26 protein-coding genes are annotated in these 24,232 nt (G+C 70.0%); 11 read left to right on the top strand and 15 right to left on the bottom strand.

Annotation, left to right across the window (positions count from 1 at the left end):
- Positions 1-118 precede the first annotated feature (118 nt).
- Positions 119-415 carry a DUF4193 domain-containing protein gene (locus GA0115233_RS20835; protein ID WP_003997302.1) on the top strand — a complete coding sequence of 99 codons (297 nt, stop codon included), beginning with the start codon at positions 119-121 and terminating at the stop codon, positions 413-415.
- Positions 416-428: 13 nt separating this feature from the next.
- A complete protein-coding gene (locus tag GA0115233_RS20830; protein ID WP_093721776.1) occupies positions 429-1,370 on the top strand; it encodes a hypothetical protein in 942 nt (313 codons plus the stop codon).
- A gap of 80 nt (positions 1,371-1,450) precedes the next feature.
- On the opposite strand, the gene GA0115233_RS20825 is transcribed toward GA0115233_RS20830, so the two are convergent.
- Positions 1,451-1,921 carry a DUF3093 domain-containing protein gene (locus GA0115233_RS20825; RefSeq protein ID WP_093721775.1) on the bottom strand — a complete coding sequence of 157 codons (471 nt, stop codon included), beginning with the start codon at positions 1,919-1,921 and terminating at the stop codon, positions 1,451-1,453.
- A 58-nt stretch (positions 1,922-1,979) separates the two neighbouring features.
- Between GA0115233_RS20825 and GA0115233_RS20820 the strand changes: the two genes are divergently transcribed.
- From GA0115233_RS20820 to GA0115233_RS20805, 4 genes are all read left to right on the top strand, one after another.
- A complete protein-coding gene (locus tag GA0115233_RS20820; RefSeq protein ID WP_093721774.1) occupies positions 1,980-2,564 on the top strand; it encodes a PaaI family thioesterase in 585 nt (194 codons plus the stop codon).
- Positions 2,561-3,112 carry a dUTP diphosphatase gene (gene dut / locus GA0115233_RS20815; RefSeq protein WP_093721773.1) on the top strand — a complete coding sequence of 184 codons (552 nt, stop codon included), beginning with the start codon at positions 2,561-2,563 and terminating at the stop codon, positions 3,110-3,112. Before GA0115233_RS20820 ends, dut begins: the two co-directional genes overlap by 4 nt.
- A 1-nt stretch (position 3,113) precedes the next feature.
- Positions 3,114-3,875, top strand: a complete 762-nt coding sequence (locus GA0115233_RS20810) for a DUF3710 domain-containing protein (RefSeq protein WP_093721772.1) — start codon at positions 3,114-3,116, stop codon at positions 3,873-3,875.
- 159 nt (positions 3,876-4,034) lie between these two features.
- The gene (locus tag GA0115233_RS20805; RefSeq protein WP_093721771.1) at positions 4,035-5,201 is read left to right on the top strand and encodes an alginate lyase family protein; all 1,167 of its coding nucleotides are present in this window, start codon (positions 4,035-4,037) and stop codon (positions 5,199-5,201) included.
- A gap of 5 nt (positions 5,202-5,206) precedes the next feature.
- Here the strand turns inward: GA0115233_RS20805 and GA0115233_RS20800 are convergent, their stop codons facing one another.
- Together GA0115233_RS20800 and GA0115233_RS20795 are read right to left on the bottom strand one after the other, a co-directional pair.
- Positions 5,207-6,346 (bottom strand): GDSL-type esterase/lipase family protein, encoded by a 1,140-nt coding sequence (locus tag GA0115233_RS20800; protein ID WP_093721770.1) that lies wholly within the window; start codon positions 6,344-6,346, stop codon positions 5,207-5,209.
- An 11-nt stretch (positions 6,347-6,357) separates the two neighbouring features.
- Positions 6,358-6,927, bottom strand: coding sequence for a TetR/AcrR family transcriptional regulator (locus GA0115233_RS20795; protein ID WP_093721769.1), 570 nt, complete (start codon positions 6,925-6,927; stop codon positions 6,358-6,360).
- A 135-nt stretch (positions 6,928-7,062) separates the two neighbouring features.
- Here GA0115233_RS20795 and GA0115233_RS20790 point away from each other — a divergent pair, with 135 nt between their 5' ends.
- Positions 7,063-7,461: an OB-fold nucleic acid binding domain-containing protein gene (locus GA0115233_RS20790; RefSeq protein WP_093721768.1), complete on the top strand. Its 399-nt coding sequence runs from the start codon at positions 7,063-7,065 to the stop codon at positions 7,459-7,461.
- A 3-nt stretch (positions 7,462-7,464) separates the two neighbouring features.
- Positions 7,465-8,184, top strand: coding sequence for a DUF3159 domain-containing protein (locus GA0115233_RS20785; protein ID WP_093721767.1), 720 nt, complete (start codon positions 7,465-7,467; stop codon positions 8,182-8,184).
- A 140-nt stretch (positions 8,185-8,324) separates the two neighbouring features.
- On the opposite strand, the gene GA0115233_RS20780 is transcribed toward GA0115233_RS20785, so the two are convergent.
- Together GA0115233_RS20780 and GA0115233_RS20775 are read right to left on the bottom strand one after the other, a co-directional pair.
- The gene (locus GA0115233_RS20780) at positions 8,325-9,002 is read right to left on the bottom strand and encodes a potassium channel family protein (RefSeq protein WP_093721766.1); all 678 of its coding nucleotides are present in this window, start codon (positions 9,000-9,002) and stop codon (positions 8,325-8,327) included.
- The gene (locus GA0115233_RS20775) at positions 9,002-9,673 is read right to left on the bottom strand and encodes a potassium channel family protein (protein ID WP_093721765.1); all 672 of its coding nucleotides are present in this window, start codon (positions 9,671-9,673) and stop codon (positions 9,002-9,004) included. Before GA0115233_RS20775 ends, GA0115233_RS20780 begins: the two co-directional genes overlap by 1 nt.
- Positions 9,674-10,134: 461 nt before the next feature.
- Between GA0115233_RS20775 and GA0115233_RS20770 the strand changes: the two genes are divergently transcribed.
- The 3 genes from GA0115233_RS20770 (at position 10,135) to GA0115233_RS20760 (ending at position 14,983) form a co-directional block, all read left to right on the top strand.
- Positions 10,135-12,183, top strand: coding sequence for an APC family permease (locus tag GA0115233_RS20770; protein ID WP_093721764.1), 2,049 nt, complete (start codon positions 10,135-10,137; stop codon positions 12,181-12,183).
- 55 nt (positions 12,184-12,238) lie between these two features.
- On the top strand, positions 12,239-13,570 hold the full coding sequence (locus tag GA0115233_RS20765; RefSeq protein ID WP_093721763.1) for a class I SAM-dependent RNA methyltransferase: 1,332 nt from the start codon (positions 12,239-12,241) through the stop codon (positions 13,568-13,570).
- 525 nt (positions 13,571-14,095) lie between these two features.
- Positions 14,096-14,983 (top strand): DUF5655 domain-containing protein, encoded by an 888-nt coding sequence (locus GA0115233_RS20760; RefSeq protein WP_093721762.1) that lies wholly within the window; start codon positions 14,096-14,098, stop codon positions 14,981-14,983.
- Between the two features lie 74 nt (positions 14,984-15,057).
- Here GA0115233_RS20760 and GA0115233_RS20755 read toward each other — a convergent pair whose 3' ends face one another.
- The 10 genes from GA0115233_RS20755 to GA0115233_RS20710 all read right to left on the bottom strand — a co-directional run bounded on the left by GA0115233_RS20755 (position 15,058) and on the right by GA0115233_RS20710 (position 24,212).
- Positions 15,058-15,432 carry a hypothetical protein gene (locus GA0115233_RS20755; RefSeq protein ID WP_093721761.1) on the bottom strand — a complete coding sequence of 125 codons (375 nt, stop codon included), beginning with the start codon at positions 15,430-15,432 and terminating at the stop codon, positions 15,058-15,060.
- 54 nt (positions 15,433-15,486) lie between these two features.
- Positions 15,487-16,596 carry a DnaB-like helicase N-terminal domain-containing protein gene (locus tag GA0115233_RS20750; RefSeq protein WP_093721760.1) on the bottom strand — a complete coding sequence of 370 codons (1,110 nt, stop codon included), beginning with the start codon at positions 16,594-16,596 and terminating at the stop codon, positions 15,487-15,489.
- The gene (locus GA0115233_RS20745) at positions 16,597-17,862 is read right to left on the bottom strand and encodes a DNA cytosine methyltransferase (protein WP_176711881.1); all 1,266 of its coding nucleotides are present in this window, start codon (positions 17,860-17,862) and stop codon (positions 16,597-16,599) included.
- Complete coding sequence (locus tag GA0115233_RS20740; protein ID WP_093721759.1) at positions 17,859-18,728, bottom strand: hypothetical protein; 870 nt, start codon at positions 18,726-18,728, stop codon at positions 17,859-17,861. Before GA0115233_RS20740 ends, GA0115233_RS20745 begins: the two co-directional genes overlap by 4 nt.
- Before the next feature lie 94 nt (positions 18,729-18,822).
- On the bottom strand, positions 18,823-19,197 hold the full coding sequence (locus GA0115233_RS20735) for a hypothetical protein (protein ID WP_093721758.1): 375 nt from the start codon (positions 19,195-19,197) through the stop codon (positions 18,823-18,825).
- An 83-nt stretch (positions 19,198-19,280) separates the two neighbouring features.
- Positions 19,281-20,090 carry a hypothetical protein gene (locus GA0115233_RS20730; protein WP_255310282.1) on the bottom strand — a complete coding sequence of 270 codons (810 nt, stop codon included), beginning with the start codon at positions 20,088-20,090 and terminating at the stop codon, positions 19,281-19,283.
- A gap of 70 nt (positions 20,091-20,160) precedes the next feature.
- Positions 20,161-20,922, bottom strand: a complete 762-nt coding sequence (locus GA0115233_RS20725) for a hypothetical protein (protein ID WP_093721799.1) — start codon at positions 20,920-20,922, stop codon at positions 20,161-20,163.
- 81 nt (positions 20,923-21,003) lie between these two features.
- Entirely contained in the window at positions 21,004-22,794 is a 1,791-nt protein-coding gene (locus tag GA0115233_RS20720; protein ID WP_093721757.1) for a type IV secretory system conjugative DNA transfer family protein, read from the bottom strand.
- Between the two features lie 45 nt (positions 22,795-22,839).
- Entirely contained in the window at positions 22,840-23,613 is a 774-nt protein-coding gene (locus GA0115233_RS20715; protein ID WP_255310281.1) for a DUF317 domain-containing protein, read from the bottom strand.
- Positions 23,613-24,212, bottom strand: a complete 600-nt coding sequence (locus GA0115233_RS20710; RefSeq protein WP_255310280.1) for a hypothetical protein — start codon at positions 24,210-24,212, stop codon at positions 23,613-23,615. The genes GA0115233_RS20715 and GA0115233_RS20710 overlap by 1 nt, the downstream gene beginning before the upstream one ends.
- Between the last annotated feature and the right edge of the window lie 20 nt (positions 24,213-24,232).

Raw genomic sequence — 24,232 nt, 5'->3', positions numbered from 1 at the left:
GATTGAGTAACAGACCTTGATGTGAGGCAAAATCTCCGCCTCGGGTCGGGCACAAGTCCGGCCTCTCACGCGTTACGTGCGCTGGAGACACCGCAGACACCCAGAGGGGGAGAGCGACATGGCAACGGATTACGACACCCCACGCAAGACCGACGACGACGTCGACTCGGACAGCCTTGAAGAGCTCAAGGCCCGGCGGAACGACAAGTCGACCTCCTCTGTGGACGTCGACGAGTTCGAGGCCGCGGAAGGTCTGGAGCTGCCCGGCGCCGACCTTTCCAATGAGGAACTGGCCGTCCGGGTGCTGCCCAAGCAGCAGGACGAGTTCACCTGCATGAGCTGCTTCCTGGTGCACCACCGCAGCCAGCTGGCCCGGGAGAAGAACGGTCAGCCGATCTGCCGCGACTGCGACTGAGGACGGGTCGGGCATGACCGGCTCGACCCCTCCTTGGAAGCGCCGCTTCCCGAACGGGGGAGCGGACCAAGGGCCGTCCGACGGCCCGCACGGCGCGCGTGACGACGAGCGAGGCTCATCCGGTCCCGGATCGGCCTCGCTCGAACCGGTGGCCGGCCCTGGCGACGAGCCGGCGCCGGCACAGGCTCCCGCGCCAATGGCGCGACGGCGCGCAGCGGCGATGCGTGACAGGGCCCGGGAAGGCGTCCGCAAGGGCGGCAGCCGCGCCAAGGCGGGGCTCGCCTACCTCGCGGACCGGCTCATCGAGATCGCCCCGCGTGTGCCCGTACGCGACCTCGCGACCCTGCGGCGGCAGTTCCCGGGGCTCGGCCCCGAGCAGATCGCCGACAAGCTCGTGACGGGCGCGATGACCGCGACCTCGACCGTGGGCGCCGGCATCGGCGCGGCCGCCATGCTTCCCGTGCCGCCCGCGATGCCGACCGAACTGGCCGCGGAGATCACCGGGGTCGCCGCGATCGAGCTGAAGCTGATCGCCGAACTCCACGAGGTCTACGGCGTACGGCCGCCGGGGAACCTCAAACAGCGCTCCACCGCCTACCTCGACTCCTGGTCGGGCGAGCGCGGGATCCAGGTGACCAAGCCGTCCACCGTCAGCTCGGCGCTGAACACCCACATGAAGCAGCAGTTGCGCCAGCAGATCATGAAGCGCATGGTGCGCAACCTGCCGAACCTGATGCCGTTCATGGTGGGCGCGGCCGTGGGCGCGCTGATGAACCGCCGGGACACCAAGAAGCTCGCGGACCGTATCCGCGCCGATCTGCGCAAGATCCAGGTGCCCTGGGACGCGCTGCCCGACCTGCCCGCGCTGGAGAAGCCCGCCGACCCGATCACGATGGAAGAGGTCACCCGGGACGTCGGCCGCAGATGGCCGGGAAGCGGCAGATTCAGGCGCTGAGCCACGGCCCCCGCCGAGCGGGCGGGCTCAACCAGGACCCCGTTGTGGGGACCCTTCGACCCTGTGTACTAGGCCGTGTCCTACGCCGCCGACTGGGCGGCCTTCGCCGCCTCGATGGCCTCGGCCAGCGCCTGCGGGTCGCGGGTCGACAGGTACAGGTAGGGCGTCGGGTCCTCGGGGTCGGTGACCACGACCTTCAGCGCCCTCGGGATGTACGCCCGCAGCAGCAGGAAGGCGCGGGTGTCCGCCTTGTAGGTCCGCCAGGCGCGGGCCTCCTCGGGGTCCAGCACCTCGGCCTCGCCCAGCGCCGTGACCGGGATCTTCGCCTCGCCCGCGATCAGCGAACCGCCCACCACCCGGATCCGGACCGAGCCGTAGGAGCTGGCCATGACGGCGGCCACGGCGGTGCCGCCGACCAGCCCGCCGAGCATCGGCAGGGTGCCGAACGGCAGCAGGATCAGCGCCAGGGAGAGGCCGACCAGCGCCGAGATCAGCCACCACGAGCGGGGGGCGGTGAGGCGTTCTTCGTACGGAGTGGCGGAGAGCTGCATGAAACCAAGCTTGGCACGGTGTCGGGAAGCCGCCGACGCGCGGGTAAGGTCTGCGGCTGTGAGTGGTACATCCTCAAGCCTCAAGCCCCCGGCGGACGCCGTGAAGCCGGTGCGGCACCCCGACGCTCCCGCCCCCGGAGAGCTGCTCGGCGCGCACTACGGCCAGTGCTTCGGCTGCGGCGGCGAGCAGCCGCACGGGCTGCACCTCCAGGCACGGGCGGGTGAAGGGGTCTCCCTCACCGCCGAGTTCACCGTGCGCCCCGAGCACCAGGGCGCACCGGGCCTCGCGCACGGCGGCGTCCTGGCCACCGCGCTCGACGAGACCCTCGGCTCGCTGAACTGGCTGCTGCGCACCATCGCCGTGACCGGACGGCTGGAGACGGACTTCCGGCGCCCGGTCCCGGTGGGCACCGTGCTGCACCTGGAGGCCGAGGTGACCGCGGTGGCCGGGCGGAAGATCTACTCCACCGCCACCGGACGGGTCGGCGGCCCCGACGGACCGGTCGCGGTGCGCGCCGACGCCCTCTTCATCGAGGTCAAGGTGGACCACTTCATCGAGAACGGCCGCGAGGAGGAGATCCAGGCCGCGATGAGCGACCCGGACCAGGTCCGCCGGGCCCGCGCCTTCGAGGTGAACCCGTGAGCCGTGACCCCCTGAACGTGCTGATCCGCCGCGTCGATGCGGACGTACCGCTTCCGTCGTACGAGCACCCCGGTGACGCGGGGGCGGATCTGCGCACCACCGAGCCCTGCGAACTGAAGCCGGGCGAGCGGGCCGTCCTGCCCACCGGGGTGTCTGTGGCGCTCCCTGAGGGGTACGCGGCCTTCGTGCACCCTCGATCCGGTCTCGCCGCCCGCTGCGGTGTCGCCCTGGTGAATGCCCCAGGGACGGTTGATGCCGGGTACCGTGGGGAGATCAAGGTGATCGTGGTGAATCTCGACCCGCGCGAGGCAGTGCGGTTCGAGCGCTTCGACCGGATTGCCCAACTGGTCGTCCAGCAGGTCGAGAGGGTCCGCTTCCAGGAGGTCGCGGAGCTTCCCGACTCGGAGCGGGCCGAGGGGGGCTTCGGGTCCACCGGTGGTCATGCCGCCGTGGACGGCGGGCGCGGCACAAGCGGTCAGGCCGCCGAAGGCGGCACTAAGGGTGGGACTAGATACGCTTCGGTCGTATCCGACCGGGAAGGACAGTGACGTGTTCGGACGTCGCAAGAAGAAGGGTGCCGCCGAGGACGCGGCCGGCGAGCCCGAGCAGGTCGTCGACGGCGTCGACACCGAGGCGGACGACGAGGGCACGCGCGAGCGCGTGCGCCTGGAGCCGGGGCCGCGTCCCGACGGACCGTGGGACAGCAGCGAGGTGCGCGAGCCCGGCGAGGGCCGGGTCGACCTGGGCGGGCTCTTCGTGCCCGGGGTCGACGGCATGGAACTGCGGGTCGAGGTGGCGGGCGACGCGATCGTCGCGGCGACCGTCGTCCTGCGGGACAGCGCCATCCAGCTGCAGGCCTTCGCCGCTCCCAAGCGCGAGGGCATCTGGGGCGAGGTGCGCGAGGAGATCGCGGCCGGCATCACCCAGCAGGGCGGCATCATCGACGAGGTCGAGGGTCCGCTGGGCTGGGAGCTGCGTGCCCAAGTCCCGGTGCAGCTGCCGGACGGCACGGGCGGCTTCCAGGTCGTGCGGTTCGTGGGTGTGGACGGCCCGCGCTGGTTCCTGCGCGGAGTCATCTCCGGCCAGGGCGCGGTGCAGCCGCAGGCGGCCGGGCTGCTGGAGCAGATCTTCCGGGACACGGTCGTGGTCCGCGGCGACGGCCCGATGGCGCCCCGCGACCCGATCGTGCTGAAGCTGCCGAACGACGCCCAGATGGTCCCCGAGGGGGTCCAGCAGGAGGAGAGCGGTTCCCGCTTCTCCGGCGGCATGGGTCAGTTGCAGCGCGGACCGGAGATCACCGAGGTCCGCTAGTCGGCACAGGACAAAGCAGGCAGCAAGGGTCGTACCCCTCGGGGTGCGGCCCTTTGCGCTGTCGGGACCCTTGACGGTCTATTGGTCTGTACCTATGGTCCGGGCCAACGCCTGCGTTCATAAAGGCGCTCTCAGTTCACATACTCGAACGGAGTCGCTATGCGTCGTACCCCCCTCCTCGCGACCGTGGCCGCCCTCGTGGCGAGCGCGCTCGCCTGGCCCGCCGACGCCGCCCCCACCACCTTCGTCCACCCCGGAGTCACCGTCTCCCGGGGCCAGCTCGACTTCGCCCGCTCCCAGGTGCTCGCCGGCGCCCAGCCCTGGAAGGGCGCCTACGACCGCATGATGGCGAGCAAGTACGCCGACCAGAACCGCACGCCCAAGCCGCGCGCGGTCGTGGAGTGCGGCTCGTACTCCAACCCCAACAACGGCTGCACCGACGAGCGCGAGGACGCCATCGCCGCGTACACCAACGCCCTCGCCTGGTACGTCACCCGGGACGCGCGCTACGCGCGCAAGTCCATCCAGCTGATGGACGCCTGGTCCGCCGTCCTGAAGGACCACACCAACAGCAACGCCCCGCTCCAGACCGGCTGGGCGGGCTCCTCCTGGCCCAAGGCCGCCGAGATCATCAAGCACACCTACGACGGCGGCTGGCCGAACTCCGGCCGCTTCGCCACCATGCTGCGCGACGTCTACCTGCCCGAGATCATCAACGGCTCCAACTCCAACGGGAACTGGGAGCTGTCCATGATGGAGGCAGCCGTCGGCATCTCCGTCTTCCTGGAGGACAGGACGTCCTACGACAGGGCCATGGCGAAGTTCCGCACCCGGACCGCCGCCTACGTCTACCTCGCCTCCGACGGCGAGCTGCCCAGGACCGTGCCGAGCCAGAACCTCAACACCCGCGAGAAGATCGTCAAGTACTGGCAGGGCCAGTCCACCTTCGTCACCGGACTCACCCAGGAGACCTGCCGCGACCTCACCCACACCGGTTACGGCATCTCCGCGATCTCCCACGTCGCCGAGACCAGCCGGATCCAGGGCCAGGACCTGTACGGCACCGACGTCGGCGAGCGGCTGCGGCACGCCCTCGGCTTCCAGGCCAAGTACGAACTCGGCACGGCCGTACCGGGCTGGCTGTGCGGCGGCTCCCTGCACCTCGGGCTCGGGCCGGTCACCGAGGTCGGCCACAACGCGCTGCACAACCGCCTCGGGCACGCCATGACCAACACCGAGGCGCTGACCATGCGCAACCGCCCCTCCGGCAGCAACAACCTCTTCGTCGCCTGGGAGACCCTCACCCACGGCGACAACCCCGCCTGAGCGGGTCAGCGCTTCAGGGCGAGTTCCGCGAAGCGAGTGCCGATGAGGTCGTGGGTGGCCGCGTCGGGGTGGAGTTCGTCGGGGAGCGGAAGTTCCGCGTAGTCCCGCTCCCCGTACAGGTCGCGGCCGTCGAGGTAGTGCAGGTTCGGGTCGTCGGCCCGGCGCTGCTCCACGATCCGGGACAGCTCCTCGCGGATCACCGTGAGGGTCAGCTTGCCGGCGGCCCGTTCGGCGGGGTCGCCGGTGGCCTGGAAGCTCAGGTGGCCCTCGGCCAGCGCGGCGGCGTCGAAGGCGCCCGGGCCCGGGGTGTCCTCGTGGATGGGGCACAGGATGGGGGAGACCACCCACAGCTCGGTGTCCGGGTGGCCGTCCCTGATGGTGTCCAGGAAGCCGTGCACGGCCGGGCCGAAGGCGCGCAGCCGCATCAGGTCCAGGTTGACCAGGTTGATGCCGATCTTGACGCTGATCACGTCCGCCGGGGTGTCCCGCAGCGCGCGGGCGGTGAAGGGGTCCAGCAGGGCGCTGCCGCCGAGACCCAGGTTGATCAGCTCCACCCCCGCCAGGGCCGCGGCGCGCGCGGGCCAGATGCCGGTGGGGCTCGCCGCGTCCGAACCGTGGCTGATGGAGCTGCCGTGGTGCAGCCACACCCGCCTTCCGCGGTCGGGCAGCGGCTCGACGGGGGCGTCGGCGCGCAGGGCGACCAGTTCCGTCGTCTCGTTGTGCGGCAGCCAGATCTCCACGTCCTTCTCCCGCGCGGGCAGGCCGGTGAAGCGCAGGGTGGCGACCGGGCCCGGGCGGTCCTCGGTGGCGCCGGTGGCCAGGTCGACGGTGAGGGCGTTGCCGCCGTCCGCCGTTGTCCGCCCCGTCAGCACGCCGTCCACGACCAGGTCGTACAGACCGTCCGGGCGGGGCGGCAGGCCGACGTAGGACCGCTTCGTGGGGAGGGTGTCCAGCTCGACGGCGGTCGCGCGGGTGCGCAGGGCGAGCCGTACGCCGGAGGGCTGGGCCTCGACCATGGCGAGCTGCGGGTCGGCGCACTGGGCGCGGGCCCGTGCCGGGAGCCGGTGCGGGAGCAGGCCGTGCTCGGTGCGCTCCAGGTCGAGGGCGCCGCGGATCAGGTCGGGGGTGAGGGGGATGCTCTGCATGGGGAGGGCTTTCAGGCTGAGGGCCAGTTGCGGAGGGTGGCGTCGAGTGCGTCGAGCACGCGTACCCAGGACTCCTGGCTGTCCGGCCGGCTGTGATCGAAACCACCCGCCAGTTCCAGGTCGACATAGCCGTGGAAGACGCTGCCCAGGAGGCGGACGGCGTGGGTCTGGTCGGGTTCGGTGAGGTCGTAGCCGCGCAGGATGGCCCGGGTCATCTGGGCGTGGCGGACGCCCGCGCTGCGCGCCGCCGTTTCGGGGTCGAGGCGGTAGCGGGCGGCGGCGTAGCGGCCGGGGTGGGCGCGGGCGTAGTCGCGGTAGGTGTCGGCGAACGCGGTCAGGGCGTCCTTGCCGGCCCGGCCGGCCAGCGCGTCGGCCGCGCGGTCGGCCATCTCCTCCAGCGCGAGCAGGGCGATCCGGGTCCTCAGGTCGTGGGAGCTCTTCAGATGGGAGTACAGGCTCGCGACCTTGACGTCGAAGCGGCGGGCCAGCGCCGAGACGGTGACCTGGTCGAAGCCGACCTCGTCGGCCAGCTCCGCCCCGGCCCGGGTGAGCAGCTCCGGGGTGAGTCCTGCGCGTGCCATGAATGTCCTCTCGTTTACCGAAACATATTGTGCAGTTTCCTAAAGACTTTAGGCAACTCGAAGTATGCTCACCCTTGGTTGGAGCCCGGATCCGGCGGGTACGTAGGTGTCGGAGCACCCCGGTACGCTTCAGACATGAGTTCTGTTCCTCGTTCCGAAAAGCCGGTGGGCCGGTTCCGGCGCATGCTTGACCGGCTCTCCTCGTCGCAGGAGGACCTGGAGTCCGAGGAACTGCGAGAGGACGCCGACACCGCCGGCTGCACGCGTATCTGTGACTGCCAGGACCGACAGATAGTCACCGTTACTGGTACCTTGCGCACGGTCACCCTGCGGCCGCGTGCCGGAGTCCCGGCCCTGGAGGCCGAACTGTTCGACGGCTCCGCCGCACTGGACGTGGTGTGGCTCGGCAGACGCTCCATCGTGGGCATCGAGCCGGGGCGCAAGCTGATCGCATCGGGCCGGGTCTCCATGAGCCGGGGCCGCCGGGTGCTGTTCAATCCGAAATACGAACTGAGACCGCTCGGACGGGAGTAGCCGGTGACGTCGCTCGACAAGCCGACCCAGGAGGCCCAGCACGATTCGCGCGCGGTGACGGAGGCCGCGCTCTTCGAAGCCTTCGGCGGCATGCGCGGCATGGTCGAGACGGTGCTGCCCGGACTCCTCTTCGTCACGATCTACACGATCAACAAGAACCTGCACATGTCCGCGATCGCCGCGCTCGCGGTGTCGCTGGTCCTGGTCGTGGTCCGGCTGGCGATGAGGGACACCGTCAAGCACGCCTTCAGCGGTGTCTTCGGGGTCGCCTTCGGTGTCGTCTTCGCGATGATGACCGGCAACGCCAAGGACTTCTACCTGCCGGGCATGCTCTACACCCTCGGCCTCGGGCTCGCGTACATCATCACCACGCTGTGCGGTGTTCCGCTGATCGGACTGATCCTCGGCCCGGTGTTCAAGGAGAACCTCTCCTGGCGCACGCGCAACCCCGGCCGCAAGAAGGCGTACGCCAAGGCCAGTTACGCCTGGGGCACGATCCTGCTCGCCAAGTGCGCCGTCCTCTTCCCGCTCTACTGGTGGGCGGACACCACCCAGTTGGGCTGGGTCCTGGTCGCCCTGAAGATCCCGCCGTTCCTGCTCGCCGTCTGGCTGACGTGGGTCTTCCTCGCGAAGGCGCCCGCGCCGATCGACGTCTTCGCGGAGATGGAAGCGGCGGAGAAGGCCGAGAAGGAGCGCGAGGCGCAGGCCCGCTCGGGCAACTGAACCGTGCAGCGGAACTCGGGCAGCTGAATCATGCAGTGAAGCTCGGGCAGCTGAATCGTGCAGTGAAGCTCGGGCAACTGAATCGTGCAGTGAAAAGGGCGCCCCGGGAGATCCCGGGGCGCCCTTTCCTGTCGTAACCCTCAGCCCTTAGCGTCCTCGCGGCGCACGGAGAGCAGGTCCTCCAGTTGTTCCTCGCGGGCCTGCGCGGCCACGAACAGCAGCTCGTCGCCGGCCTCCAGGGAGTCCTCCCGGGTCGGCGTGAGCACCCGGGTACCACGGATGATCGTGACCAGCGAGGTGTCCTGCGGCCACTCCACATCGCCGACCTGGGTGCCGGCCAGCGCCGACTCCTCGGGCAGGGTCAGCTCCACCAGGTTGGCGTCGCCGTGGCTGAAGCGCAGCAGCCGGACCAGGTCGCCGACGCTCACCGCCTCCTCGACCAGGGCGGACATCAGGCGCGGGGTGGAGACGGCCACGTCGACGCCCCAGGACTCGTTGAAGAGCCACTCGTTCTTGGGGTTGTTGACGCGGGCGACGACGCGCGGGACGCCGTACTCCGTCTTCGCCAGCAGGGAGATGACCAGGTTCACCTTGTCGTCGCCGGTGGCGGCGATCACGACGTTGCAGCGCTGGAGCGCCGCCTCGTCCAGGGACGTGATCTCGCAGGCGTCGGCCAGCAGCCACTCCGCCTGGGGCACGCGCTCGACCGAGATGGCGGTCGGCGCCTTGTCGATAAGCAGGACCTCGTGGCCGTTCTCCAGCAGCTCGCCCGCGATCGAGCGGCCGACGGCGCCGGCACCGGCAATGGCGACCCTCATCAGTGACCGCCCTCCTCTTCGGGACCCTGGGCGAACGCCGCCTCGACCTTGTCGACCTCGTCGACCCGCATCATCACGTGCACCAGGTCGCCCTCCTGCAGCACCGTCTGCGAGCTGGGCAGGATGGCCTCGCCCAGGCGGGTCAGGAACGCCACTCGGACGCCCGTCTCCTCCTGGAGCCTGCTGATCTTGTGGCCCACCCAGGCCGGGGAGGTGTGCACCTCGGCGAGCTGCACCCCGCCGGTGGGGTCGCGCCACAGCGGTTCCGCGCCCGAGGGGAGCAGACGGCGCAGCATCTGGTCGGCGGTCCAGCGCACGGTCGCGACGGTCGGGATGCCGAGGCGCTGGTAGACCTCGGCGCGGCGGGGGTCGTAGATCCGGGCCGCGACGTTCTCCACACCGAACATCTCGCGGGCCACGCGCGCGGAGATGATGTTGGAGTTGTCACCGCTGGAGACCGCGGCGAAGGCACCGGCCTCCTCGATGCCGGCCTCGCGCAGGGTGTCCTGGTCGAAGCCGATGCCGGTGACCCGGCGGCCGCCGAAACCGGGGCCGAGCCGGCGGAAGGCGGTGGGGTCCTGATCGATCACAGCGACCGTGTGCCCCTGTTGCTCCAGGGTCTGGGCGAGAGCGGACCCCACGCGTCCGCAGCCCATGATGACGATGTGCACGACCGTCCTTCCAGATGTCAAGAGATACAGCTCAGCCAGATCAGGTTCTCAGATCGACGCCCAAGCTACACACGCGCACTAGGACGACGGCACCCCCGTGCACGGTTGCCCGGGACCTGGACCGATCAGCGGCGGCTGATGCTGCGGACGCTGGCGAGGGTGAGGATTCCGAGGGCGACGAGCGCGGCGGCGGCGCCGATCAGCTGGGCGGTGGTGTCCATGGGGCCTCCAGGGGCGGCCGAGGGGCGGGCCAACGGCCGGGAACGCGGGCGGGTTTAGTCATCAAAGCGGGCGGGTTTAGTCATATAGGCATGCCGATGCCGTGCGCCGTGGCACCCGCAGCCGCGCCACCGGCGATTTCACTCGGAGGGCAGGGGCCCGGGGGAACGGGAGTGCGGGGGCCGGTGGAACAGGGGTGGCGGGTGGGCGACAGCCCGTTCGAACGCCTACGATCCTCTGTTGTGTCCAAACTGACCGACGTGCCCAAACGGATTCTGATCGGGCGCGCACTGCGCAGCGACCGGCTCGGCGAAACGCTCCTGCCGAAGCGCATCGCACTTCCCGTCTTCGCCTCCGACCCGCTGTCCTCGGTGGCGTACGCACCCGGCGAGGTGCTGCTGGTCCTGTCCATCGCGGGCGTGTCGGCCTACCACTTCAGCCCCTGGATCGCGGTCGCGGTCGTCGTCCTGATGTTCACGGTGGTCGCCTCCTACCGCCAGAACGTGCACGCCTACCCGAGCGGCGGCGGCGACTACGAGGTCGCGGGCACCAACCTCGGCCCCCGGGCCGGGCTCACCGTGGCCAGCGCGCTGCTCGTGGACTACGTCCTGACCGTGGCGGTGTCGATCTCCTCCGGCGTGGAGAACCTGGGCTCGGCCGTGCCGTTCGTCGTCGAGCACAAGGTCGCCTGCGCCGTCGGCATCATCGTGCTGCTGACGCTGATGAACCTGCGCGGGGTCAAGGAGTCCGGGAAGCTCTTCGCCATCCCGACCTATGTCTTCGTCACCGGTGTGTTCCTGATGATCGCCTGGGGCGCGTTCCGGGGCGTGGTCCTCGACGAGACGATGGCCTCGCCGACCGCGGACTACGAGATCAAGCCCGAGCACGAGGGCCTCGCCGGGTTCGCCCTGGTCTTCCTGCTGCTGCGCGCCTTCTCCTCCGGCTGCGCCGCCCTCACCGGCGTCGAGGCGATCAGCAACGGCGTGCCCGCCTTCCGCAAGCCCAAGTCGAGGAACGCGGCGACCACGCTCGCCATGATGGGCCTGCTCGCGGTCACCATGTTCTGCGGCATCATCGCGCTCGCCATGGCCACCAACGTGCACATGGCGGAGAACCCGGCCAAGGACCTCTTCCACGACGGCGTGCCGGTCGGCGGCGACTACGTCCAGCACCCGGTGATCGCACAGGTCGCCGCCGCCGTCTTCGGCGAGGACACCTTCTTCTTCGTCCTGCTCGCGGCGGCCACCGCGCTGGTCCTCTTCCTCGCCGCCAACACCGCGTACAACGGCTTCCCGCTGCTCGGCTCGATCCTCGCCCAGGACCGCTACCTGCCCCGCCAGCTGCACACCCGCGGCGACCGCCTCGCCTTCTCCAACGGCATCGTGCTGCTGGCCGGCGCCGCCGCCCTGCTGGTCTGGGTCTACGGCGCCGACTCCACGCGCCTGATCCAGCTCTACATCGTCGGCGTGTTCGTCGCCTTCACGCTCAGCCAGACCGGCATGGTCCGGCACTGGAACCGGCACCTGCGCACCGAGACCGACCGCGCCAAGCGCCGCCACATGCTCCGCTCCCGCGCCATCAACGCCTTCGGCGCCTTCTTCACCGGCCTGGTCCTGGTCGTCGTCCTGGTCACCAAGTTCACGCACGGCGCCTGGGTCGCGCTGCTCGGCATGGTGATCTTCTACGCGACGATGTCCGCGATCCGCAGGCACTACGACCGGGTCGCCGACGAGATCGCCGCGCCCGAGGGCCCCAGCGACGACATGGTGCGCCCCTCGCGGGTGCACTCCATCGTCCTCGTCTCCAAGATCCACCGGCCGACGCTGCGCGCCCTGGCCTACGCCAAGCTGATGCGCACCGACACCCTGGAGGCGCTCAGCGTCAACGTCGACGCCGCCGAGACCCGCGCCCTCAACGCCGAGTGGGAGCGGCGCGGCATCGACGTCCCGCTGAAGGTCCTGGACTCGCCGTACCGGGAGATCACCCGGCCGATCATCGAGTACGTCAAGAACCTGCGGCGCGAGTCGCCGCGCGACGCCGTGTCCGTGATCATCCCCGAGTACGTGGTGGGCCACTGGTACGAGCAGCTGCTGCACAACCAGAGCGCCCTGCGCCTGAAGGGCAGGCTGCTGTTCACGCCGGGTGTGATGGTGACGTCCGTGCCCTACCAGCTCCAGTCCTCCGAGGCCGCCAAGAAGCGGGCCCGCAAGCGGTCGGAGTGGAACGCGCCGGGCTCGGTGCGGCGCGGTCCGGCCGTGGAGCCGGGCAAGGAGTCCTCGAAGCAGCCGTAGACTGGTGGGCTGTTGTCCCGAGCCGTACCTCTCACCTCTCTGGAGTCACCCCGCCATGCAGGCAGAACCGAAGAAGTCGCTGGTGGGGGAGGAGTACGAGGTCGAGGTCGGGCCGGTCGCCCACGGCGGCCACTGCATCGCCCGCACCGACGAGGGCCAGGTGCTCTTCGTCCGGCACACCCTGCCCGGTGAGCGGGTCGTGGCCCGGGTCACCGAGGGCGAGGAGGGCGCCCGCTTCCTGCGCGCGGACGCGGTCGAGGTGCTCTCGGCGTCCAAGGACCGCATCGAGGCGCCCTGCCCCTACGCCGGTCCCGGCCGCTGCGGCGGCTGCGACTGGCAGCACGCCAAGCCGGGCGCGCAGCGGCGGATGAAGGGCGAGGTCGTCGCCGAGCAGCTCAAGCGGCTGGCCGGGCTCACACCCGAGGAGGCCGGCTGGGACGGCACGGTGATGCCCGCCGAGGGCGACAAGCTGCCCGCGGGCCAGGTGCCGCAGTGGCGCACGCGCGTGCAGTACGCGGTGGACGCCGAGTCCGGCCGCGCCGGTCTGCGCCGCCACCGCTCGCACGAGGTCGAGCCGATCGACCACTGCATGATCGCGGCGGAGGGGGTCAGCGAACTCGGCATCGAGCGCCGGGACTGGTCCGGGATGGAGTCCGTCGAGGCGATCGCGGCGACGGGCTCGCAGGACCGCCAGGTGATCCTCACCCCGCGCCCCGGAGCCCGCCTGCCCATCGTGGAGCTGGACAAGCCGGTCTCCGTCCTCCGGGTCGGCGAGAAGGACGGCGGTGTCCACCGTGTCCACGGCCGCCCGTTCGTCCGCGAACGCGCCGACGGCCGTACCTACCGGGTCGGCAACGGCGGCTTCTGGCAGGTCCACCCGAAGGCGGCCGACACCCTCGTCACGGCGGTGATGCAGGGCCTGCTGCCGCGCAAGGGCGAGACGGCCCTCGACCTGTACTGCGGCGTCGGCCTCTTCGCCGGCGCCCTCGCCGACCGCCTCGGCGAGACCGGCGCGGTCCTCGGCATCGAGTCCGGCAAGCGCGCGGTGGAGGACGCCCGCCACAACCTCGCCGACTTCGACCGGGTCCGTATCGAACAGGGCAAGGTCGAGTCGGTCCTCCCGCGCACGGGCATCACGGAGGTCGACCTCATCGTCCTCGACCCGCCGCGGGCGGGGGCCGGGCGCAAGACGGTGGCCCATCTGGCGGGGCTCGGCGCGCGGCGCATCGCGTACGTGGCCTGCGATCCGGCGGCGCTGGCGCGGGACTTGGGGTACTTCCGGGACGGGGGGTATCGGGTGCGGACGCTTCGGGTGTTCGATCTGTTTCCGATGACGCATCATGTCGAGTGCGTCGCGATCCTTGAGCCTGCCGCAAAGGGCGCCTGACCTGCGGTTTAGTCGAGTGTGCGTTATGGGCGTTGTGTGCGTTACGAGCGATATCTTGACGCATATTTGACGCACGTGACGCACGTTTGACGCATGTCCTGATGGATCGTCAGGCAGTCGCGGCCAAATATGATGGAGCGTCAAGCCTGGCTGTTGGGTGCTCGGTCTCACTGCGTCTCGCAGGCGGAGTCGTCACTGTGCGTGCCCCTGGCTGGGAGGATCGCGGCGGGCTTGGTCGCCGCCGGGCGGCGTGGGCGTTCGTGCGGTGGCCGAATTCCGCTGCAGCGTGTAGCGGGTGATGTGTCACCATGTCGCCGATCTGGCAAATATGCAGTTCAGAGGGGGTCCGAGTCCTGGGGATCGGACCCTTCGTTCTTACCTGGGCTTCGGATAGTGCGGTGACTGTGCAACGGGTGGGCAGGAAGAGGCTTCAATCTGCACGGTCTCTTCACGGCTCCGTGGCCCCCGTTCGGAATCAAATCTGCACCCGCCCGACGTTGTCGATCTCCTAGCCGAGGAGGGAAGGTGTCGGGGCTGAAGCTGTTCCACACGACGAATAGCGGCGTGACTGAGGTCACGCCGCGTCTTGCTGCTGTCGAGGCGGATGTGCAGGATCTCGTCGAGGCGCACATGGAGGCGATGCTGGGTGTCACCTTCCTCGCGAGCGAGTATGTGATCGACTGCGTCGACGGTGGGCGCATCGATTCGCTGGGGCTCGACGAGAACGGGGCGCCCGTAATCGTCGAGTACAAGCGGGGTACTGACGCCGGGGTCATCAACCAGGGCCTCTTTTACATGGCCTGGCTGATGAGCCACAAAAGCGACTTCCGCAGTCTGGTTCGCGACCGGCTCGGGGTGACGGCCGCGTCCCAGATCCTGTGGAGCGCACCGCGGCTGATCTGCGTGGCTGGCGACTTCACCCGCTACGACGTGCACGCCGTACGTGAGCACCGGCGCTCAATCGACCTGGTCCGCTACCGGTACTTCGGCAGCGACCACTTCAGCCTTGAGACCGTGGCCTCGGTCATCGGGCACACGGGTAAGGCCAAGCGGGCACGCCGCAGCGCGCCCGGTCTGCCGGTTCGGCAGCAGGGCGGTGCGATGGCCGAGCTAGCGGCAGCGGTCGACGAGGTCCTCGTCGGTCTGGGCGCCGGCATCACCCGGGTGCAGCGCAAGCAGTACCGCGCTTATCAGCGGCTGCGGAACTTCGCCTGCCTCATCCCACCCCAGCAGACCAAGGTGCTGGTCTACCTGAAAGCGGATCCGACGGCCGTGGATCTGGTGCCCGGATTTACCCGGGACGTGGCCGGGCTCGGCCACCATGGCACGGGAGACTTGGAGGTTCAGCTGCGCACGGAGCGGGACCTGGAGCGCGCCCAGGACCTGTTCCGGCTGAGCTACGTCTCGGCGTGACGGGGCAGGAACGGCATCGCGTCCGTGTGGCGGTGACGTCGTGAATCGTGGCAGTGCTGCCTTTCGACGGGCGGTCAGGAAGTGGCGGTGGAGCTACAAGTATTCGGCGGATCCCCGGTTTCGGTAACCGGGGATCCGCCGCTATGCTGCCGCGCTCGCTTTGCCGCCCAGGTCCATTCGGTGTCGACCTCTTCGCGTAGCTGGGGCGTGATGTCCACGCGGACGCCCTCGGCGCGCAGGGCGTGCGCGGTCAGTTCGGCGCAGTGAGGTTCCTCGCGGTCGATGCGTGCCATGACCATCGTCGCTTCGTCCAGGGGCTCGAAGCCGTGGAGGGAGAGCAGGGCCCGCACGATGGGGGTGCTGGTGCCCGTGATGGTGGCGGTGACGGCGCCGGAGCGATCGTTCAGAAGACCGAGGCGAAGGTTCAGGTCGGCATCGGGGTGCGGCAATCTTTTTTCGATTCACGGCTCCGGCCGACGCGAGGCCGGCCGGAGTGACGGGGGCTATCGAAGTGCTCGTGCGCTGGGGGCGACGGCTCGCGGCGGCGGGCCAGCCCGTGAGACGGCCGGGCCGCGCGATACGCGGGATGGCGGCGGCGTGAGGGCAGTGCTGCGCTGCCAGCGCGTGCGCACGGCGGTGAGGTCGGCAAGGGCGCGGCGGCTTCCGGTGATCAGTTGGTGCGGTGTGTTGGCCGGGTCCTGGGCGTAAGCCGTGATGCGGGTGGCGACGTCGAACGCGCTGGCCAGCAGGGCACGTTGCAGGACGCGTTCACCCCAGTATTCGGGGGAGCCGACGGGCGCGGAGAGAAGGGTGATGAGTTCGCCGGGGGCGAGGCCGTCGGCCAGGAGCCCTCGATGCTGGGCTTCCCAGAGCACGGTGACCTGGTCCACCGGCTCCCCGTTGTGGACCAGGGCGGTGAGGCACTGCCACACCGTGGCGTGCAGGGGCAGCGTGAAGTCGTCGGGCTGCAGCCAGCGCATGTTCTTCAGCTCGGCGGGGTGCGCGGTGGCTGCGGCAAGGAGGAGCCGCTCCTCGTCGAGGGCTTCCTCGCTGCTGCGCACCAGAGCGGTGCCCGGCACTGAGGTGTGGGGCAGGGAGCCGGGGTGCGAGGCGAACTGTCCGGCGAGCGTGTCCAAGAACTGGACGAGCGTGTCGGCCTGTCCGACCGTGGTGGCGACCGGGTTGGGCAGGGTGGTGTCGGTGGCGGTTTGGGCGAGGCGTTCGGCGTGAATGAGCAGTGTGCGCCGGGCGTGATCGGCCCGGATCATCCGCGCGTACGTCGGCGCGTGCCGGGGCCAGGGGCAGACCTGGATGAGGGCGTGGAGATATGAGGCGGTAAGCCCGGGAGCATGAGGGCGCGCTGCGTCGAGCACGGTGTTCAGCCAGCCGGGGCCGGAGCGGTGGATCTCCGGGGCAGGGGAAGGCACCGTACGCATGGCCTGGAAGAGAGCGCCGTGGGCATGGTTGTCGAACTGGCCTGCGTCCAGGTCGCCGATGTCGTCGAGCCGGTGGGGGTCCAGGAGGAGTGCGCCGAGCAGCGCCTGCTCGGCGTAGTGCACTGGGCGGGCGGGGGGCAGGTCGGTCAGGTCGTCCTCGTACGGATCGGTGGGCATTTAGGCGGCCAGGGTGAAGTCGTCGGGATTCAGGGTCTTGCCGAGGTGCGGGGCCAGCAGGTGGGCCGCGAGCCGAGGGGGCACCGCGTTGCCGATCTGGGAGAACTGCTGGCCCTTGTTCCCGGCCCAGGGGTAATCGGCGGGGAAGGTCTGCAGGAGGCCGGCCTCCTGGGCGGTGATCCGGATGGACTCCGGCGTCGGCTGCTCCTCGCCGCCGTCTGAGGGAGCGGGTTCGGCGACCCAGACGCATTCGTTGGCGCGGTGACCGAAGAACAGCGTCCCGGCGGGTTCGTCGGCCCGCCGCACGGTCGCGTTCGGCTGGTTGTTGCTGCGCAGCGACCACGACCAACGATGTGCTTCGCCGGTGCACGTGGGGGCGGGGGCGGCGGTTGCCCGGTTGTCCCTGGCTCCGTGCTGAGCGCTCGACCCGACGCCCTCGCGACGGGACTTCGGGACGAGGGCGCTCTGCGGCTTCCAGGTCCCGCGGTCACGGGCGTCGGTGAGCGTCTTGCGGGAGCCGGACGGGAAGGGTTCGGGTCCGCCGCCCGGTCCGCCGCCGGCGCACACGGTCGGCACAGGCCGGTCGGTGGCGCCCCAGCCGAGGGCCTCGGCCATGGACACCCACCGTGCGCGGCCCGGCCCGAACAGCGACTCGGGCTCGGCGCTCTTGGCGTGCGTGGGCGGCGGGGGCTCGGCGGTCCGGGTGCGCGAGGCGATGAGGATCGCTCGGCGCCGCGTCTGGGGTACGCCGTAGTCGGCGGCGTTAAGGATCCCGGTCCATACCGAGAAGCCCCAGTTGCGCAGGATCGCGGCGTACTGGCGCCACAGCGGCAGGACGTCGGGCACTTCCTCCATGGCGACCCACTCGGGTTCGCCGTGCTGGTGGAGGGCGTGCAGGTAGCGCATAGGCTCAGCGGCGAGCAGGGAGCGCTTGTCGCGGCAGGAGGCCAGGAGCTGTTCGCGGGTATCGCGGCCGGTGGCGAGGTCGGCGACGGCCTGGTGGACGAGCGGCTGGTCGAGGAGGCCGAGCCGTTTGCCGGCCATCGACCATGCCTGGCAGGGCGGGCTGGCGATGAGCCCGGTGGTCCTCCCGAGGAAGGGCCACACCGGGTAAATCGCCACGTCGGTCCGGATCGTCAACTGTCCTTGCGCGGCTCTGGTTTTGCAGGCCCACTCGTCCCATTCCAGGCCGATGTCCCGCACGCCGAGCACGGCCAGTGCGTGGCTCCAGCCACCGGGTCCCGCGAACAGGTCGAGCACGATCACGTGGCCAGCCCGAAGTCGTCTTGCGTGGCGGCGATTTCACCTCGGCAGGTCCAGGGAGAGCACCCGTCGGTTACGCCCTCTTCCAGTTGCTCGGCGTCTTCTTCGGCGCCGAGTTCCTGCTGGAGAGCGGCCCATTCGGCGGCGGTTACGTGGTCGATCGGGGCTTCGCTCAACGGGATGCGGGAGCGGTGCAGGAATGCCTCGCCGAGCAGACGGTTGCCGGTGGCGTTGGCGCGGGCGTTTCCCTTGCGGATGGCTGCGTCGAATTCCACCACATCTGCCCACTCGGCAGGAGAGTTGTCGCGAATGTGTCGCCACTGGGCGTTGCCGTGAAATGGGCATCCAAGGCAGCTCGATTTCGGAGTGTCGGCCAATCCGAGCGAGGACAGGTAACGGATGCAGTCGCTGCGCGACCAGCCCATGTCGATGAGCGGGTGCCGGTTGCGCATGTACTTCACGTCCGCGTCCTTGGCGCGGTGGAATTCATCGGTCGAGATGCCCACCCACTGCTCCACAAACACGTCTCGCGGAATGCGGGCGGGGTAGGGGTAGCCGAGAAGTTCGCGGACCTTCTTCTTGATGGGCTTTATCTTATATTCGCCTGTGCATTGCCTCCTGGTCATCCCTGCCTTGCCGTCCTGGTTGAGGATGTAGAGCGGCATGGAGGCGAATCTGTGATCCGGGTCTAGCGCATCATTGCGAATGTTCCCGGACGTCACGCGCAGAATGGGTATACCTGCCGGCTTCGCTATCTCCCGCTCCAGTCGGTCGAGGTGGGAATACACTGCATTTGGTTCCCACCCTGTGTCGGCAAAAATGGCGTAGTCGACCTTGGGGAGTACTCCTTCGGCTGACAGGACAAGCATCGCGCTTGATTGAATTCCGGCGCCGAGCGAGATGCATTTGAATTTAGGGTCGGTGGAAATGAGGCGTCCTTGCGGTGAGCGGGGGGTGGATCGGTCAGCGGCGGCGTGTGGGGGCGCAGGTGAAGTGACTCGGGGGATCCGGCGGCCACAGCTGTGCGCGTGAGGGTGGGAAGGTGAGACCGGAGATGTCGTTGAGGACGATCACTCCGAGTGGGGTCAGTGCCAGGCGCTGACCGATGGCCGAGGCAGGATGTGCCGCCAGATCACGGTGGGCCAGGCCCTTGCGTTCCAGGGCATGCCACGTGGCGATGGCGATGTGCGCCGAGGTCTGGGTGTCGACGTAGAGGGTGCCGGTGGCGCGCTGCCTGATCCTGCTGGGCGTGCGGGCGAGAACGCGCAGCGCGGCACGCTGCTGCCAGGTCAGGCTGCGCCTGATGGCCGACCGTTCAGCGCTTGAAGGCTCCGGCAACGCAGGGGAGTCCGGTGTCGGCGAACGCCCAGTGCGCGACTGCGGCGGCAATGGAGTGAGGGGGCCGTCGGGGATGTGCGCGGTCACCGTCGGGCTCCTTGTGCGACTGCGGCCTTGAGGGGCCCGGCCAAGGTGGTCGTCGTCGGCGCGGCGTTGGGGCGCGGCCGGGCCAGAGCCTGTCGCCCCTGCTCGGGCACGGTGATCTTCTGCCCGCCGCTCATCAGTGAGGTGGTGGTGTCGCGGGTGACGAGTCCGCGCTCGTGCAGGGCCCGGTATGTGACGATGGAGACGCGGGTGCCGTCCTCGGTCGCGACACGGGTGGCGCCCAGCCCGCGGGTGGCGCTCTCGTAGAGGAGGCCGCCGCCGGCCAGGGCGCTCAGGGCGTCGTACTGGGCGGCAGTCACCGTGGGACCGGTGGTCTGTCGTACGGCCGCGGACTCGTGCTCCCGTTCGCTGGCCAGGTTCTCGGTGATGCCGGTGGCGACGTAGCGGCAGCCGATGGCGCACAGGTCGAGCTGGTGGACGGCATCGTCGAGGTGCCCGTTCATCTGCGTGATGACCTCGGCGTGACGGACGGTGCGCACCGCCTCGTCGTCCGCCGGGTATCCGGCGAACTGGGCGCCCTCGTACGGGTTGGCGAGCACCACGTGCGCCAGGTCGGTGCCGGCGAGCGATGACGAGGACACGACCGAGGCCATCAGCTCCAGGCCGGCCCGGCTGCCGGCGATGCTCGTGTACGCGCTGTTGTCGAGGGCGGTGAGGCGCACCAGGACGGTGGCCGTGAGGTCCTGCGCCTGGAGGAGCAGCGGGCTGATGTGGCGCAGTGCGTCCCTGCCGGGGGTGTAGGAGATGTCGCGGACGCGCGCCTTGAGGGGTTCGAAGTCGTGTGCCAACTGCCGTATCTGGCGGGCCTGTTGGTTCAGATCGAGTGGGGGTGTGGGGATGGGATGGCTCCTGTGTCGTTCAGCGGCTTCGGGTGGTGGCCTGTGCGGTGGCGGGCAGCGGGCGGGGTGTGGTGCCGGGCGCGGTGCGCGGCCCGGCAGGAGGCGCGTCAATCACGGAGGCGAGGGCGGTGACGCCGGTCGAGGTGAGGCGTACGCGGTCCAGGGGCGGGCCGCCGATGTAGGCGGCGGGCGCCGAGCGGGCGGTTCGTTCGGCCAGGCCCTTTGTCTCCAGGGAACGCAGCGTGCTCATCAGCACCTTGGGCTCGCGGGAGCGGGTGAACTCGCGGCCCAGAGAGCTGCTGGCCACGACGTGCCCGCAGGCGATCTCGGCCAGGGCCGTGCGGTGCACGGCGTTCAGCCGCTCGTCGGGAGCCGGTGCGGTAGTCCAGCGCCGCCGCCGGGTCTCGCCGGCCAGCGTCACGGCGCAGCCGACAGCGGCTTCCGGGGCCAGCGCGGTCAACTCGCGTGCGGCCCTGGCGTCGAGGTCTACCGAGGCGCCGGCCAAGAACGCGAGCTGCTTCAGTCGCATGACGGTCTCCGTCAACTCGACGCTCTCATAGAGCCGTTCGCCGTGGATCGCCTTGATGGCGGACTGGGTGTCGGTGGCCAGATGCTGCGCGGAGGCGGCGTGGGCGTCGGAAGGCGGGTCGGTGGCGCGCAGGAGAAGGTCCAGCGCGTCGTTGTGCTGGGTGTACTGGTCGGCCAGGTGGAGGAGTCGTTCGACGGGCGTGGGCGGTGGCGCCACATCGAAGAGCAGGGATTCGGCGGGCGGCTCGGTCATGCGCGCCGCCACGCGGTCGGGCAGGGGTGGATGGAACGTGCTCCCGTCGGGTGGGGTACGGCTGTCGGCTTCTCGGGGGGCTTAGGCGGCCGGGCCGAAGTCGCTCTGCTCCGGGGCCGCCTTGGCGATGGCGCGGGCGGTGATGCTTTTGGAGGCGCGGGCGGAGGCGGCGGAGAGCGCGTCGGCCCCGGGCTCGAGATACCAGGGACGCAGGTCGAGCATGGCCGCGCGCATGCCGGTGGCGAACGCGAGCGCGGTGCCCTTGGGCAGCGCGCGGATCGCGTCGGCGGCCAGAATGCGTTCCTGGCGCATGGACACCGAGGTGGACTTCCCGGACTCCGAGGTTGAGGTGGAGGTCGTCTCGACGTCGTGGTCGCCGATCAGGCGGGACAGCTTGTCGGCGAAGTCCGGGTCGTCGATACCCGAGCCGATGACCTTGATGGTGGAGGCGGACCACATGGCGTCCATGCCCGCGTCGCCCCACACCTTCTGGCCCTGCCGATAGGACTGCAGGATGGTGATCGGGATGATGCCGCGCGATCCCAAGTGGGAGTACAAGTCCGGGAGGTCACTGATCTTGCAGACGTTCGCGGCCTCGTCGAGGATCGCCAGCATCGGCGGGTCCAGACGTCCGCCGGCGCGTTCGGCCTGCGCGGTCGCGGCCCGCATCACGCTGTCCGCACACGCGGCGATGAGCGCCGAGGCTCCGCCACCGCCGTCCTTCGACAACAGGTAGAGCGTGTCCGTCGAGGTGACGAACGCAGACGGCTTGAACTCCGGCACGTCCTTCTGGGGAGTCACCCAGGCGGCGATCTCCGAGTTCAGCAGGGCGGCGGCGTACTGACGGGCCGTCTCGTAGATGCCGTCCCTGGTTTCCGGCGGGCCTTCCACGGTGCCCTTGAGCTGGGCGGCGACCGCGGCGAACTTGTGGTCGCGCAGGATGTCGAGCGGGGTGCGGTCAGCGGGGAAGGCGAGCCAGGCCATCACGTCGGTGATCGGCCGCTCGTCGAGCGCGGCGGCCAGGAACAGCTGGCTCAGGATGTTGCTGCCGGCCTTGGACCAGAAGTCGCCCTGCTGGGACGCGTCCACGCTCGCGGCGAGGAAGTGCCCGGCCAGCCGCCCTGCGCCGTCGAGGGTCTTGGCATCGGCCAAGGGGTTCCACCACATGGCCCGCTCCGCGTGGGCGATTTGCTGCGGGTCCATCGACCAAGTCCGGCCGACGGCGGCCCGCGCATCGAGGGTTGCGGTGTAGGCGTCGCCGGCGGCCTTGTTGGAGGTGAGCAGGACGGGTCCGGGTGCGTTGAGGATCGAGGGGATTGCCAAGCTGGTCGTCTTGCCGGAGCGGGGCGCCATGATCGCGACGGCGACGTCCTCGTATCCCATGCGCACCTCGTGCTTGGTGCCCTGAAGGTTGCCGAGGAGGATGCCGGTGTCGGCTGCGGAGATGTGCCTCGCGTCCTTCAGACTCGGGCGCAAAGAGCGCGCTTTGTCGGTGATGGCCTTGGCCATCAGCGGCTCGATGTCCTTCTGCTTGGCCATGCCGGCGACGCGCTTCTTGCGCCCGCTGCCACCGCCTCGGTGCCGCTGGTAGAGCACCGCGGCGGTGATGCCGAGCGCGACAAGTACGGCGCCCGGCAGGATGCGTGTGCCGATAAGGAGGGACGTTTCGCTCAGGTTGGGCCACAGCTGGTCGGGGTGCAGGAGGGCCTGTACCGGCTGGTAGGGGGCGGCGGCGGAGTCGGTGGTCCAGGCGGTGAGATTGCCGCCGAGCCAGGCGAGGTTGGACAGGGGCACGGCGACGGTGATGGCGCCGAGGAGGACCTTGAAGGCTATGTCGTAGCCGTCGGTGGACGTGGAGTTGGACTGGGGCAAGGGCTGTTCCAGGTACGGAGGGAGGGGCCGGCCGCGACGGACTGGTCAGCGCGTGCGGCCTCGCGACGGTCCGGGCGGCGCGGGGGCAACGTCGGCCACGGCCACGTGGTGGTGCCGCTCGGTAAGGGCGCTGATGCGCCGCTCCAGGGCGAAGGCGACGTCACTCGCGGGGACGTGGCGGGTGTGTACGGTCATGCGGTCGCGGGCCCAGCCCGGGATGCGGCCAGGGGCGCGATTGACGGGCGCGGGGTCGGCGAGCGCCTGCGTCACCGCGGCGATCAGGTGCAGGGGCGTGGTGCCGGTGAACACGGCTCGCCAGATCGTCGGGTCTCGGATGACGGCCGTCTCGATGTGCCACAGGTCGCTGCCGGGGGTCCCGAGCCGCTCGACGCGCGTGATGCCGTCGGGGGCTGCGAGCCCGCCGAAGTGACGGGGCGGTTCCCATCCCGCCTCCTGCAACGCCGTGAAGGGGTCGGGCGAAGCCGTCAGCGGCCCCGATTGGTCGGTCAGCGCGTCGGTGAAGGCGGCGATGATCTCGACGGGGGTGCGGGCCTGGAAGGTGGCCGCCCAGGCGGGATGATCCGCGGTTCGCGCCTGCCGGATGGTCCACCAGTCCGGATCATCCGGATTGCCGGGGGCCAGACGCAGTTGCGTGAGCTGGTCCGGGCTGGTGAGCAGAACGCGTGGGATGAGCGGGTCATGTCCGTAACTCCAGCCGGAGACGCGGTGCAGCGGCTGGGTGACCCAGCCGGGGTCGCCGATGCCCGCGAGGGAGCGCGGAGTGATGAACGCCTGCTCGACGGTGTCGCTCACGCCCATCACCGCCGACCCATGAAGGGTGTGGCGGCAGCCGGGTGTACGGACGCTGTCGTCGACTGGGTCGGTGCGGACGTCGCCGAGTGCCGCTGGGCCAGCGCGTTGACGGCGAATAGCGCCTGGCCGTGGATCGCCCACTGGTCGAGGTAGGACCAGGCTTCCGCGTAGCTCTCGGCGAGCGGCTCCTCGTACGCCTTCGTGCCAGGCAGCGCGCTCGCGGGCAGCGCGGCGCGTACCGTGAGCCAGTCGTTGCGGACCGCGTAGAGGCGCTGCGTTGCCTCCCGCAGTTCTCGGACCTGCCACGCGTAACGGCGGGTCCGGTCGGAAGGCGACAGCTGGGCGAGCTGCCGCTCGGCGACATCCACGAGTTCGTCGGCGTGGTAGTACACCCGGCCGAACGCGGACAGGGTGTCGGCATCGCGTTTCTGCTGACGCCGACCGTAGGCGTCCTCGTCGTGCGGCTGGAACGTCTCGGGGTCGGAGTGCCGGTCGGAATAGTGGTCCCAAGCGGCGAGGATCTGCCGGCTGTGCCGCAGATAGATGGCGAGCTGGCTCAGATAGAGCCGGTGGGACGGGCTCCCGGGTTCGAGTGAGATGGTCAAAAAGGGGCCTTTGGGTGGGC

Origin of the sequence: Streptomyces sp. DI166 (genome assembly GCF_900091315.1) — a bacterium.
In the GTDB taxonomy this organism is placed as follows: domain Bacteria; phylum Actinomycetota; class Actinomycetes; order Streptomycetales; family Streptomycetaceae; genus Streptomyces; species Streptomyces fuscus.
Note: the sequence above shows the minus strand (reverse complement) of the source record. Positions and strands in the feature narration are given on the sequence as shown.